The following is a 13,618-nucleotide window of genomic DNA, read 5'->3' as shown; positions in this document are numbered from 1 at the left end:
CGCAACCTTGCCGCACAACACAGGAGACCATGAGCATGGCTCAGATTGGACATTTCACCCGCACGCAATCCGGCTTCAAAGGGCGTTTCAGGGCGCTCGGCATCGACGAGGAAATCACCTTCGTTCCGGCCGAGCCTTCGGAAGCAAAGAATGCCCCTGCTTACCGCGTTCTGCTCGGCGACGAGGAAGGTCTCGATATCGGCGCTGGCTGGTCGCATGTCGGCGACCGCGCCGGCGAATTCGTCTCCGTCGAGATCTACAGCCCGCTGTTCGGCGGCACGCTTCGCGCAAACCTCTTCCGTGCCGGTGACGACGGCTCCGCCTGGGGCCTGCACACCAACCCGCCGTCGAAGAAGCGGAAGGAGGACTGAACGGTGGCAATCCGGCAACGTGCCTGCGTCCGACGCTCGGCACTCTCCCTTCTTCTTTCCGGCCTGACCTTTGCCGCCTCCGCGGCGTGTCCGGCTGTTGCGCAATCGCTGCCGCCGACCCGCGCCGCGATCGCCGATCCCCATGCCGCGCACATCGCCGAGGCGTCGCAGCGCTTCGCTATCCCGCAGGCATGGATCGTCGCGGTGAAGCACACCGAAAGCCGTGACGACGTGCGTGCGGTATCGCCCGCCGGTGCGCTTGGCCTCATGCAGATCATGCCCGATACGTGGGCCGAACTGCGCGCCCGTTACCGGCTCGGTCGTGATCCGTTCGATCCTCGCGACAACATCATCGCCGGCACCGCCTATCTGCGCGAGATGCTTGATCGCTACGGCACGGTCCCGGCGATGCTTGCTGCCTATAATGCTGGCCCGGCGCGCTACGACCAGCATCTCGTCACCGGCCGCGCTCTGCCGGCAGAGACGCGCGCCTATGTCGCTTTGCTCGCGCCCGCGCTTGGTGCCGCCGCGCCGTCGGACGGAACGCGCATCGTGCTCCAGCCGCCGGCCGATTGGCGCGAAGCACCGCTCTTCGTGGCGCGTGGAGGCGACCGCCCGCGTGACGATGATCGCGCTGCCGACCGTCCGCCGAGTGGGCTTCATCCTTCCATTCCGGTGCAGGACGATAGCGCCGCCGGACCACAGGAAGACTCCATTTTCCTCGTTCGGCGCGAGGGGGACGGTCCGCGATGACCCTCGATCGGCTTTTGGGCATCTTGTCGTGCTCTGGCCCATCATGGTGGGTGCCGGGGGTGGAGGCAGAAGCAGCAACCGAGGGATGGCAGGATAAAAGAGCGCACATTGCGCGGCGGTCGGGGGTTTGTTTTTGTTTGGATTTCTGGCCCGTTGCGCACATTTCCCGGCTCTGCCGCAATGTTCGCCAACGCCCCAACCCCCTGTCTCTACGAGATTTTTTGAACATTGCGGGGCTGCGCCATGGCCGATGAGCGCGAGTTCCGCGTCCGTCCGGGGCGCATCCGCTCCAGCAGAGCGCAATCGGCACGGCCCTTCATTGCGCAGGCGCTCGCCGCTGCGAAGAAAGCCGGCGGTGGCGTGTCGCGCTCCGGCCGTGTCGTTCCCGGCAACCGCTCGCGCTTCGGACACGGCCAGCGCGCCAGCATTCAGGCCAATCGCCTGATCTCGTCCCGCTCGCGCGGCGCCGTCGTCAAGGCGCGTGTCGTGCGCCATTCCGCCCGGACTGCGCCGCTCGGCACCCATCTCAATTATCTGCGTCGCGAGGGCGTGACCCGTGACGGGGAAAAGGCCCGCCTGTTCGGGCCGGGAACCGAGAACGCCGATGCAGGCGCCTTCGCCGAACGCTGCGAGGATGACCGGCATCATTTCCGGTTCATCGTATCGCCGGACGACGCCGTGGAAATGGCCGACCTCAAATCCTTCACCCGCGATCTCGTCGGGCAGATGGAGAAGGATCTCGGTACTCGGCTCGACTGGGTGGCGGTGGATCACTGGAACACCGAGCATCCCCATGTCCACCTGATCGTGCGCGGCGTCCGCGACGACGGCCAGGACCTCATCGTCTCGCGCGACTACATCAAGGAAGGGATGCGCGACCGGGCGCGGGATCTCATCACCCAGGAACTGGGGCCGCGCACCGACCTCGACATCCGCCGCACGCTGGAGCGCCAGATTGAATCGGAGCGATGGACCCAGCTCGACCGGCAGCTTGTCCGGGATGCACGAGAAACCGGCACCATCGATCTTGCGCCGCAACCGGGTCGCCAGCCCGACGAGTTCCATGCCCTGAAGGTCGGACGGCTGCGCAGGCTGGAAGTCCTTGGACTGGCCGGACAGGTCGGCCATTCGCAATGGTTCATCAAGCCCGAGGCCGAGGCGGTGCTGCGCGAACTCGGCGAGCGCGGCGACATCATCAAGCGCATGCACAAGGCGCTGACGGATCGCGGCATCGAGCGCGGCTCGGCCAACTATGTGCTGGCGGGTGAAAGCCTCGATGAGCCGGTCATCGGTCGCCTGGTCGATCGCGGTCTCGACGACGAGCTGAGAGGCTCGGCCTATGCCGTCGTCGACGGCGTCGACGGGCGCACCCATCATATTAAACTGCCCGACCTTGATGCGGCGGGCGACAGCGCTCCCGGCTCGATTGTCGAGCTGCGCCGGTTCGATGACGCGCGTGGTGAGCGCCGCGTCGCGCTCGCCGTTCGCTCCGATCTCGATATAGAGCGACAGGTCACGGCATCGGGTGCCACCTGGCTCGACCGGCAGGCGGTGGCAAGAGAGCCGTTGTCGCTCTCCGATGGCGGCTTCGGCGCCGAGGTGCAGCAGGCCATGGACCGGCGCGCTGAGCATCTTGTCGAGCAGGGTCTTGCCGAGCGTCAGGGCCGCAGCGTGGTGTTCGCCCGCCGGCTGGTCGACACCTTGCGCCGCCGCGAGCTCGATGCGCTTGGCGAGAAACTCGCCACCGAGACGGGCCAGCCATTCAACCGCGCTGGCAGTGGCGAATATGTCGCTGGCACCTATCGTCAACGCTTCGCGCTTGCCTCCGGCCGCTACGCGATGATCGACGACGGTCTCGGCTTCCAGCTCGTACCGTGGTCTCCATCGCTGGAAAAGCAGCTCGGCCGGCACGTCTCCGGCATCGCCCGTAACGACGGCGGCATCGACTGGAGCTTTGGCCGCAAGAGAGGGCTCGGCCTTTAACCTTCAACATCGGAGAAAGGACCAACGCCATGTCCGCGACGAAAATCCTCTGGGGCCAGATCCTCACCGTTCTTCTGATCGTGCTAATGACGACCTGGGGAGCGACACAGTGGACGGCCTGGCAACTCGGCTTCCAGCCCCAGCTCGGCCATCCCTGGTTCGTGATTGCCGGTTGGCCGGTCTATTACCCACCGGCCTTTTTCTGGTGGTGGTATTTCTACGACGCCTATGCGCCGCCGATCTTCGTGGAAGGCGGTATGATCGCCGCGTCCGGTGGTTTCATCGCCATAGCGGTTGCCATCGGCATGTCGGTCTGGCGGGCACGCGAAGCCAAGAATGTCGCGACCTACGGATCGGCGCGCTGGGCCGAGCCTGAGGAAGTGAAGGCCGCCGGTCTGCTCGACCAGGACGGCGTTGTTCTCGGCAGGCTCGATCGGGCCTATCTGCGGCATGACGGTCCGGAGCATGTCCTGTGTTTCGCGCCGACCAGATCGGGCAAGGGCGTCGGCCTGGTCGTGCCTTCGCTGCTCACTTGGCCCGGTTCGGCCATCGTCCACGACATCAAGGGCGAAAACTGGACACTCACCGCCGGCTTCCGATCCCAGCACGGTCGCGTGCTGCTATTCGATCCGACCAATGCAAAGTCCGCCGCCTACAATCCGCTGCTCGAGGTGCGGCGGGGTGAATGGGAGGTCCGCGACGTCCAGAACATCGCCGACATCCTGGTCGATCCCGAAGGCTCGCTCGACAAGCGGAACCATTGGGAGAAGACGTCGCATGCGCTTCTCGTCGGCGCCATCCTGCACGTTCTTTATGCTGAGAAAGACAAGACGCTGGCCGGCGTCGCGGCATTCCTGTCCGATCCGAAGCGGCCGATCGAGTCGACTCTCGCCGCGATGATGAAGACGGCGCATCTGGGTGAAGCCGGTCCGCATCCGGTCATTGCCAGTGCTGCACGCGAACTGCTGAACAAGAGCGACAACGAGAGATCCGGCGTGTTGTCGACCGCCATGTCGTTTCTGGGCTTGTACCGCGATCCTGTCGTTGCAGAGGTGACGCGCCGTTGCGACTGGCGCATTACCGACATCGTCGGCCGCAAGAGGCCGACGACGCTCTACCTCGTCGTACCGCCGTCAGACATCAATCGGACGAAGCCGCTCATTCGCCTGATCCTCAACCAGATTGGCCGGCGCCTGACCGAGGATCTGCAGGCGAAGGCGGGACGACAAAGATTGCTGCTCATGCTGGATGAGTTTCCGGCTCTGGGAAGGTTGGATTTCTTCGAGTCGGCTTTGGCCTTCATGGCAGGCTATGGTCTCAAATCATTCCTGATCGCGCAGTCGCTAAACCAGATCGAGAAGGCATACGGGCCAAACAATTCGATCCTCGACAATTGCCATGTGAGAGTCTCCTTCGCGACGAATGACGAGAGAACCGCGAAGAGGGTGAGCGATGCACTCGGCACCGCCACAGAGATGAAGGCGATGAAGAACTATGCCGGGCACCGGTTGTCGCCCTGGCTCGGGCATTTGATGGTCTCGCGCTCGGAAACCGCGCGGCCGCTGCTCACCCCTGGCGAGATCATGCAGCTTCCTCCGGCCGACGAGATCGTCATGGTCGCTGGAACGCCGCCGATCCGGGCGAAGAAGGCGCGGTATTTCGAGGATGCGCGGTTTCAGGAGCGGATATTACCGCCGCCGAAACTGGTCCGTGCCGGCGAACCGCATCCGGATGACTGGAGCCGCCTGCCGATCCCGACCCGCCCTCCGTTCGATGACGTCGTGGCGGGCGCCACCGAAGAGGATGAGGACCCGACCGAATCCGAACGCCGGCGTCAGCCGGAGCTGAGCCGGGTGAAACCCGTCGAGAAAAAGGAGCCGATCGAGAACGAGTTCGAGATCGATCCCCCCGATGAGATGGAGGAGGAAGCCACCCGGAACCGTCGTATGACCCGGCTCATGCAGGGTGTGGCGCGGCAGGTGTCGCTTGATCCGAATGACGGGATGGAGCTGTGAACGCATGACCGGCAGGAAAAAGAAGACGCAGATCTCCGTTTATCTCGAACCCGACGTCATGACGATGCTCTCGGACTATTCGGCGCGCCGGGAGCAGCCGATGTCCTTGATCGTGGAGGCGGCCGTCGCCTCCTTCCTGTCGCCGGACGACGCCGAACGGCGCGAGGCGTTGATCACCAAGCGTCTCGACCAGATCGATCGCCGCATGACGCGGCTGGAACGTGATGTCGGCATTTCGGTCGAGACGCTTGCCGTGTTCGTTCGCTTCTGGCTCACCACCACGCCAGCACTGCCCGAACCGGCCGTACAGGCGGCGCGAGCCAAGGCCGGCGAGCGCTATGAGGCATTCGTCTCGGCACTCGGCCGCCGGCTCGCTCAGGGGCCAAAACTGCGGCAGGAAATCTCCGAGGATGTCGCCGACTCATCTGACAGTCAGGGCTCCCCGCGCATGGGCACACATGGCGAGTAGTGACGGCTTTCGCGAGATCAAGCAGATCGCGGCACCGCCGTTTCCCTGTATTTGCACGCTACGCTACTACGACGCCAATTCCTTGTTGAATCAGCATAATTTCTGGCTCCTTTAATCATCCCCATCCGGGGACCGTCTGATTTTCCTCGGCGAGAAACGGGGATCGGATGGCAGTCTCGCATCGAAATTCAGAAGGCTTTGCGCGTGGCGCCCGGATGCTGCGCACCGCGCTAGGTGCATCCATCGCCCGCTTTCTGGAAGATCCCGGTGTCGTCGAGGTAATGCTCAATCCGGATGGGCGATTGTGGATCGACCGGCTCTCCGAAGGCATGTCCGACACCGGCGAGCGCATCTTGCCCGCGGATGGCGAACGCATCATCCGCCTGGTTGCTCACCACGTCGGCGCAGAAGTTCATGCCGGCGCTCCACGTGTTTCGGCCGAACTGCCCGACAGCGGCGAACGCTTCGAAGGTCTCCTGCCTCCGATCGTCACCGGTCCGGCCTTCGCCATCCGCAAGCCGGCGATCTCGGTGTTCACACTCGACGACTATGTTGCGGCAGGAACGATGACCGCCAATCAGGCGGCATTGCTGCGCGAGGCCGTCGCATCGCACGCCAATGTCCTCGTCGCCGGCGGCACGGGCACCGGCAAGACGACACTCACCAATGCTCTGCTGGCCGAAGTGGCGAAGGGGCAGGATCGGCTTCTCATCATCGAGGATACCCGCGAGCTTCAAAGCCAGTCCGAGAACAAGGTGCCGATGCGCACCAAGGATTTCATCGCCAATCTGACCGATCTGGCACGCTCCGCCATGCGCTTCCGGCCTGACCGCATCATCGTCGGCGAGGTGCGCGGTCCCGAAGCTCTCGACCTGCTCAAACTGTGGGGAACGGGACATCCCGGCGGCATCGGCACCATCCACGCCGGTACCAGCATCGGCGCGCTCCGCCGTCTCGAGCAGCTCATCCAGGAAGCTGTCGTCACCGTCCCCAAGGCACTGATCGCCGAGACCATCGACATTGTGGCGGTTCTCTCCGGTCGCGGTTCCGTGCGCCGGCTCTCCGAACTCGCCCGCGTCGAAGGGCTCGACCCCGACGGCGATTACCGGGTCGCTTCCGCTCACCTTTCCCCTGATCGCCAACCACTCCCGAAAGGAGAACAGTCATGACCTCCCATGTTCCGCCCATCCTGCCCACGGCGCCGGATCAGGCGTGCGCACCGTCCGTTCTGCGCGGCATCCGTCGGCACCTCATGGGACCGACTACGCTCGCCGTCGTTATGATGATGGCGGCCGTGCCGGCTCATGCTTCCGGATCCTCCATGCCGTGGGAGGCGCCGCTTCAGTCGATCCTCGAATCCATCGAGGGGCCGGTGGCCAAGATCGTCGCCGTCATCATCATTATCGCCACCGGCCTGGCGCTGGCCTTCGGCGACACAAGCGGCGGTTTTCGCAGGCTGATCCAGATCGTTTTCGGCCTGTCGATTGCATTCGCCGCCAGCTCCTTCTTCCTGAGCTTCTTCTCCTTCGGCGGCGGGGTACTGGTCTGATGGCCGGGGCGCTCTTACGGATCGACGATGTGCCGGGGCTCAATGTCCCGGTCCATCGGGCGCTGACCGAACACATCCTGCTCGGCGGCGCTCCGCGCGCCATCGCCATCATGAACGGAACGCTCGCCGGAGCCGTGGGCCTCGGCCTGCGCCTTTGGCTGGTAGGTCTCGCCATCTGGGCAGTCGGCCATTTCGCCGCCGTCTGGGCGGCGAAACGCGATCCGCTGTTCGTGGAAGTCGGTCGCCGTCATCTGCGCATCCCTGGTCACCTTGCGGTCTGAGGAGCGCGACCATGCTGAACCTTGCCGAATATCGCCGCACCGCCAGCCGCCTCGCGGATTTCCTGCCCTGGGCCGCGCTCGTCGGCGAGGGCGTCGTTCTGAACAAGGACGGATCGCTGCAAAGGACCGCGCAATTTCGCGGTCCAGACCTCGAATCCGCCGTCGCTGCCGAACTGGTCGCCGTCGCCGCGCGCCTCAACAATGCCTTCCGGCGTCTCGGCTCTGGCTGGGCGATCTTCGTGGAAGCGCAGCGCCAGGAGGCCGCAACCTATCCCGACAGCCGTTTTCCAGATCCGGCCTCGGCATTGCTCGATGCCGAGCGCAAGGCCGATTTCGAGGAACAGGGCAGCCATTTCATTTCCGGCTACTTCCTCACCTTCACCTATCTCACGCATGCCGAGGACGCAGCCCGCGCCGAGACCTGGCTCTATGAGGGCCGTGAACGCTCCGGCGTCGATCCGAAAGAGTTCCTGCGCGGCTTCATCGATCGCACCGATCGCGTGCTGGCGCTGCTCGACGGCTTCATGCCGGAATGCGACTGGCTCGACGACAGCGAGACGCTGACCTACCTGCATTCCACTGTCTCGACCAACCGGCATCGCGTCCGGGTTCCCGAGACGCCGATGTATCTGGACGCGTTGCTGGCCGATCAGCCCCTGACCGGCGGGCTGGAACCGCGCCTTGGCAACACCCATCTGCGCATCCTCACCATCGTCGGCTTTCCGACCGCGACCACGCCCGGAGTTCTCGACGAACTGAACAAGCTTGCCTTTCCCTATCGCTGGTCGACGCGCGCCATCCTGCTCGACAAGACCGACGCCATCCGGCTGCTCACACGAATTCGCCGTCAGTGGTTTGCGAAGCGCAAGTCGATCGCTGCGATCCTGAAAGAAGTCATGACCAACGAGGCGTCGGTTCTCGTGGACACCGACGCGGCGAACAAGGCGGCCGACGCGGACATCGCGCTTCAGGAGCTCGGCGCCGACTATGCCGGCATGGCCTATGTCACGGCGACCATTGCCGTGTGGGACACCGATCCCCGCCTTGCCGACGAAAAGCTCCGGCTTGTCGAGAAGGTCGTGCAGGGCCGGGACTTCACAGCGATGTCCGAAACCATCAATGCCGTCGATGCCTGGCTCGGCTCGCTGCCGGGGCATGTCTATGCCAACGTCCGCCAGCCGCCGATCTCGACGCTCAATCTTGCCCACATGATCCCCCTCTCCGCCGTGTGGGCGGGACCGGAACGGGATGACCATCTCGGTAGCGCCCCCTTGCTCTTCGGCAAGACCGAGGGAAGCACCCCGTTCCGGCTTTCCATTCATGTCGGCGACGTCGGGCACACGCTGGTCGTCGGGCCGACCGGCTCCGGCAAGAGCGTGCTACTCGCCTGCATGGCGCTCCAGTTCCGGCGCTACGCTCAATCCCAGGTGTTCGCGTTCGATTTCGGCGGCTCGATCCGGGCCGCGGCCCTTGCCATGGGCGGCGACTGGCATGATCTCGGCGGCGACCTCACCGAGGGGAATGCGTTTTCTGTCTCGCTCCAGCCGCTTGCGCGCATCCATGACATGCCGGAACGCGCCTGGGCGGCCGACTGGATCGTCGCCATCCTGACGCGCGAGAGCATCGCGATCACGCCGGATGTCAAGGAGCACATCTGGGCGGCGCTGACCTCGCTCGCCTCGGCGCCGGTCGAGGAACGCACCATCACCGGCCTGACAGTACTGTTGCAATCAACCGACCTGAAGCAGGCGCTCAGGCCCTATTGCATCGGTGGTCCCTACGGTCGGCTGCTCGATGCTGAAACCGAACATCTCGGCAGCGCGTCGGTGCAGGCTTTTGAAATCGAAGGCCTGGTCGGCACGGGTGCTGCTCCGGCCGTCCTGTCCTATCTGTTCCATCGTATCGGCGACCGGCTCGACGGCTCGCCCACCATGCTCATCATCGACGAAGGTTGGCTGGCGCTCGATGACGAAGCCTTTTCCGGGCAGTTGCGGGAGTGGCTGAAGACACTCAGGAAAAAGAACGCTTCGGTCATCTTCGCCACGCAGTCGCTCTCCGACATCGACAATTCGGCGATTGCACCGGCGATCATCGAAAGTTGCCCGACGCGTCTTCTTCTCCCGAACGAACGCGCCGTCGAACCGCAGATCACCGCCATCTATCAGCGCTTCGGACTGAATGCGCGCCAGATCGAGATCCTCGCGAGGGCCACCCCGAAAAAAGACTACTACTGCCAGAGCCGCCGGGGGAACCGCCTGTTCGATCTCGGCCTGTCCGAAGTCGGCCTGGCACTGACGGCCGCCTCCTCGAAAACCGATCAGTCCGCCATCGCCCGCATCTTCGCCGAGCACGGCCGGGACGGCTTCCTTGCCGCCTGGCTGCGTCTGCGCGGCGTCGACTGGGCCGCGGACCTCATTCCCGACCTCGCAAATCTCATCCTCCAGCCGGACAAGGAGACTTCCTCATGAACACCCGTTATTCCCGCACGGCGCTGCTTGCCGCATCCTTTCTTGCCGTCTCAGGCCCGGCTTCGCTGGTTCTGGCGCCGCCGGCTTCCGCCGCCTGGATCGTCTACGACCCGACGAACTACTCGCAAAATCTGCTGTCTGCCGCGCGGGCGCTGGAGCAGGTCAACAACCAGATCACCTCGCTTCAGAACGAAGCGCAGATGCTCATCAACCAGGCCCGCAATCTGGCGAGCCTGCCGTATTCGTCGCTCCAGCAGATACAGCAATCCGTTCAGCGCACGCAGCAGCTTCTCAGCCGGGCGCAGAACATCGCCTTCGATGTCGGCCAGATCGATCAGGCGTTTCAGTCGAAATACGCCAACGTGTCGCTGTCGGCCACCGATGCGCAGCTTGTTGCCGATGCCAAGGAGCGCTGGAGGAACAGCGTCGGCGGACTTCAGGACGCCATGCGCGTGCAGGCCACCGTCGTTGGCAATATCGATACCAACCGCACCGAGATGTCGCAACTGGTTGGTCAGAGCCAGAGCGCGACCGGCGCGCTTCAGGCTGCACAGGCAGGCAATCAGCTTCTCGCCCTCCAGTCGCAGCAGCTCTCCGACCTCACGGCATTGCTTGCCGCCAATGGCCGGTCCACCGCGCTCACCGAGGCAGAACGCGCCGCCGCGGCCGAACAGGGTCGCGTGCAGCGCGAGCGCTTCCTGACGCCGGGCTCCGGCTATCAGGCCGGCAGCGCCAAGATGTTCAACTGAGGGCGTGGGCCATGGACGGCAAGATGCTGGCCCGCTTGGGCGCCGTCGTCTTTGTCGCCGTCGCGATCACCGCGACGGCGACCGAAATGCTCAGAAGGAGAGAGGCGCCCGCACCATGGACACGCCCCACGGCCGCCGTCGGATCGCCGGCAGATCCACTTCGCGTTGGACAGCGCCGGTGCCAGCAGCTCGGGCAGGCCGCAACGAACGACGCCGAATGCCTGCGCATCTGGTCGCAAACGCGAGACCGCTTCCTCGGCAGGACGTCCGTACCGGCCGCCCCACAGACCATCGAAGGACAGTGATCCATGGGCGGCAGCGGCGTCATCGACAATTTCCTCGGGGTCTTCACCTCTTATATCGACAGCGGGTTCGGTCTTCTCGGCGGCGAGGTCGCCTTCATCGCCACCACGCTGATCGTCATCGACGTGACGCTCGCCGCCCTGTTCTGGAGCTGGGACGCCGACGACGACATCATCGCTCGACTGGTGAAGAAGACCCTGTTCGTCGGGGCTTTCGCCTACATCATCGACAATTGGAACAATCTGGCGAGGATCATCTTCGAGAGCTTCGCCGGCCTCGGCCTCAAAGGCTCCGGCACCGGCTTTTCGACGGCGGACCTCCTTCGTCCCGGCCGGGTGGCGCAAGTCGGTCTCGACGCGGCCCGGCCGCTCCTGGAATCCATTTCCGACCTCATGGGCTGGGTCGCGTTCTTCGAGAATTTCATCCAGATCGCATGCCTGCTGTTCGCCTGGGCGCTCGTCCTCTTGGCTTTCTTTATTTTGGCGATCCAGTTGTTCGTCACGCTGATCGAATTCAAGCTGACCGTTCTCGCCGGATTTGTCCTCATCCCGTTCGGATTGTTTGGGAAGACGGCCTTCATGGCCGAAAGGGTCCTCGGCAGTGTCGTCTCTTCCGGTATCAAGGTGCTGGTGCTCGCTGTCATCATCGGCATAGGCTCGACGTTGTTCAGCGAGTTCACCTCCGGCTTCGGCGGGGTCACGCCCACGATCGACGATGCGATGGCGATCGTGCTCGCAGCACTTTCCCTGGTCGGCCTCGGCATCTTCGGACCGGGCATCGCCAACGGTCTCGTTTCGGGCGGCCCGCAGCTCGGTGCAGGTGCTGCGGTCGGCACCGGCCTTGCCGTCGGCGGCGCAGCATTTGCCGCAGGCGGCGGGGCTGGCCTCGCCTTACGGGGTGGCGCCGCAGCTTTGTCCGGTGGCGCGGCCGCTGTTCGTGGTGGCGCAGCGGCTGCAGGTGCCGCCTCGACCGCTTACAATCTCGGATCGATGGGCCAGACCGGCGCCTCGGGCATGGCGTCCGGTCTTGGTGGTGTCGCGCGCGGCGCTGGCTCGGCCGCCGTCTCGCCGCTCAAGCGCGCAGCCGGTCGCGCGGCCGAAAGCGTCAAGTCGAATTTCTCCGATGGCGTGAAAGGCGGCTTCAGCGCAACCGGCGGCTCTTCCACACTCTGCACCGTCGGTGGTGCTGAGGCCGCCAACGACGGTTCTTTTGCCGCCGCCCCCGCGGCTTCGGGAAATGGCGTTCCCGATTGGGCCAGGCGCATGAAACGCGGCCAGCACTTCAGTCACGGCGTCTCCGCTGCCGCCCATGCGGTGCGATCCGGCGACAGTCATGGCGGCGGCTCTTCCGTTAATCTCTCCGAAAGTGACCGCTCATGAGCTTGTTCAAACGACCGGCTGCCCATTACGGCAAGACGCCGCAACCCGAGACACCGTATCAGAAGGCCGCACAAGTTTGGGACGAGCGTATAGGCTCCGCCCGCGTGCAGGCGAGAAACTGGAGGTTTATGGCGTTCGCCAGCCTGATCCTTTCGGCAGGCTTTGCCGCAGCACTCGTCTGGCAGTCCACGCGCGGGACCGTCGTGCCCTGGGTCGTGCAGGTCGACAAGCTCGGCCAGGCCCAGACCGTCGCCTCCGCCACGGCCGACTATCGTCCAACAGATCCGCAGGTCGCATGGCATCTGGCGCGTTTCATCGAACAGGTCAGGAGCATTCCCGCCGATCCCATCATCGTTCGCCAGAACTGGCTCCGCGCCTATGACTGGACGACGGATCGCGGCGCGACAGCACTGAACGACTACGCACGGTCTAACGACCCGTTCACCAAGGTCGGCAAGCAGCAGGTTGCCGTCGAGGTTTCCAGCGTCATTCGCGCATCTCCGGACAGCTTCCGCGTCGCCTGGATCGAGCGACGCTACGAGAACGGCCAGCTTTCCACTACCGAACGATGGACCGCGATCCTGACCATCGTAATCCAGACGCCCCGCGATGCCGATCGGCTCAAGGCCAATCCCCTCGGCATCTACGTCAATGCAATATCGTGGTCGCGGGAGATGGGCGAATGAAGAAGCCGCCGATCCGTACAACCGGAACCCCTTCTTTCCGCAAACCCGCCTTTGTTGCCGTGCTCCTGTCCACCGCTGCGCTGGCCGGATGCGCGACGCCGCAGAAGCCGCCGCAGATCCGCTACGATTCCGATGTGCCGGCATTGCCGGTCGTTCCCGCTGTGCTGAGGGATGATCGGCCGAAGCCGCTGCACATTCCGCCGGGCTGGACGCCGGCGCGTGGGGGACCCACCGCAACCACGCCGACCGACCGGGTTCAGAATGCCAATGCGGCGGCCCGTGTCGAGCCGCGCCGGGAGGGCTACTACAACGCCATCCAGATCTATCCCTGGAGCGAGGGCGCCCTGTATCAGGTCTATGCCGCACCCGGCCAGATCACCGATATCGCACTCGAACCCGGCGAAAGCCTGACCGGCGCCGGCCCGATCGCTGCCGGTGATACCACGCGCTGGATCATCGGTGATACCGAGAGCGGCAGCGGCACGACCCGGCGCGTGCATGTGCTGGTCAAACCCTCACTGCGTGTTCCACGGGATGGTGGGCACTGATTCCACCGGATGATGGGCGCGCGTTCCACGCGATCATGGGCAGCATTTCCACGGCATCGTGGGC

At 64.6% G+C, this 13,618-nt stretch carries 13 protein-coding genes and 1 pseudogene; all 14 read left to right on the top strand.

The features are described from left to right. Window positions 1-35: 35 nt before the first annotated feature. On the top strand, window positions 36-371 hold the full coding sequence (locus EV666_RS16570) for a DUF736 domain-containing protein (RefSeq protein ID WP_097143156.1): 336 nt from the start codon (window positions 36-38) through the stop codon (window positions 369-371). Between the two features lie 3 nt (window positions 372-374). After that, window positions 375-1,124: a lytic transglycosylase domain-containing protein gene (locus tag EV666_RS16565; protein WP_132010572.1), complete on the top strand. Its 750-nt coding sequence runs from the start codon at window positions 375-377 to the stop codon at window positions 1,122-1,124. Between the two features lie 243 nt (window positions 1,125-1,367). Next, entirely contained in the window at window positions 1,368-3,107 is a 1,740-nt protein-coding gene (locus EV666_RS16560; RefSeq protein WP_132010570.1) for a relaxase/mobilization nuclease domain-containing protein, read from the top strand. 29 nt (window positions 3,108-3,136) lie between these two features. Continuing rightward, the gene (locus tag EV666_RS16555; RefSeq protein ID WP_132010568.1) at window positions 3,137-5,122 is read left to right on the top strand and encodes a conjugal transfer protein TraG; all 1,986 of its coding nucleotides are present in this window, start codon (window positions 3,137-3,139) and stop codon (window positions 5,120-5,122) included. A 4-nt stretch (window positions 5,123-5,126) separates the two neighbouring features. Next, the gene (locus EV666_RS16550; RefSeq protein WP_132010566.1) at window positions 5,127-5,591 is read left to right on the top strand and encodes a CopG family transcriptional regulator; all 465 of its coding nucleotides are present in this window, start codon (window positions 5,127-5,129) and stop codon (window positions 5,589-5,591) included. 167 nt (window positions 5,592-5,758) lie between these two features. Next, window positions 5,759-6,760 carry a P-type conjugative transfer ATPase TrbB gene (gene trbB, locus EV666_RS16545; protein ID WP_132010564.1) on the top strand — a complete coding sequence of 334 codons (1,002 nt, stop codon included), beginning with the start codon at window positions 5,759-5,761 and terminating at the stop codon, window positions 6,758-6,760. A gap of 83 nt (window positions 6,761-6,843) precedes the next feature. Beyond that, entirely contained in the window at window positions 6,844-7,140 is a 297-nt protein-coding gene (locus tag EV666_RS16540; RefSeq protein WP_097143298.1) for a TrbC/VirB2 family type IV secretion system protein, read from the top strand. Then, window positions 7,140-7,421, top strand: a complete 282-nt coding sequence (locus tag EV666_RS16535; RefSeq protein WP_097143292.1) for a VirB3 family type IV secretion system protein — start codon at window positions 7,140-7,142, stop codon at window positions 7,419-7,421. The genes EV666_RS16540 and EV666_RS16535 overlap by 1 nt, the downstream gene beginning before the upstream one ends. Before the next feature lie 11 nt (window positions 7,422-7,432). After that, window positions 7,433-9,889 (top strand): conjugal transfer protein TrbE, encoded by a 2,457-nt coding sequence (gene trbE, locus EV666_RS16530; protein WP_132010562.1) that lies wholly within the window; start codon window positions 7,433-7,435, stop codon window positions 9,887-9,889. Then, entirely contained in the window at window positions 9,886-10,638 is a 753-nt protein-coding gene (trbJ, locus tag EV666_RS16525) for a P-type conjugative transfer protein TrbJ (protein WP_097143290.1), read from the top strand. Before trbE ends, trbJ begins: the two co-directional genes overlap by 4 nt. A gap of 11 nt (window positions 10,639-10,649) precedes the next feature. Continuing rightward, the gene (gene trbK-alt / locus EV666_RS16520; protein ID WP_097143289.1) at window positions 10,650-10,943 is read left to right on the top strand and encodes a putative entry exclusion protein TrbK-alt; all 294 of its coding nucleotides are present in this window, start codon (window positions 10,650-10,652) and stop codon (window positions 10,941-10,943) included. Between the two features lie 3 nt (window positions 10,944-10,946). Continuing rightward, window positions 10,947-12,320, top strand: coding sequence for a P-type conjugative transfer protein TrbL (trbL, locus tag EV666_RS16515; RefSeq protein WP_132010560.1), 1,374 nt, complete (start codon window positions 10,947-10,949; stop codon window positions 12,318-12,320). Then, the gene (trbF, locus tag EV666_RS16510; RefSeq protein ID WP_132010558.1) at window positions 12,317-13,006 is read left to right on the top strand and encodes a conjugal transfer protein TrbF; all 690 of its coding nucleotides are present in this window, start codon (window positions 12,317-12,319) and stop codon (window positions 13,004-13,006) included. The genes trbL and trbF overlap by 4 nt, the downstream gene beginning before the upstream one ends. Next, a pseudogene (locus EV666_RS16505) lies at window positions 13,003-13,524 on the top strand (TrbG/VirB9 family P-type conjugative transfer protein); the annotation flags it as partial. The gene trbF and the pseudogene EV666_RS16505, both read left to right, overlap by 4 nt. Window positions 13,525-13,618: the final 94 nt, after the last annotated feature.

Origin of the sequence: Camelimonas lactis (assembly GCF_004342915.1) — a bacterium.
GTDB lineage: Bacteria > Pseudomonadota > Alphaproteobacteria > Rhizobiales > Beijerinckiaceae > Camelimonas > Camelimonas lactis.
Note: the sequence above shows the minus strand (reverse complement) of the source record. Positions and strands in the feature narration are given on the sequence as shown.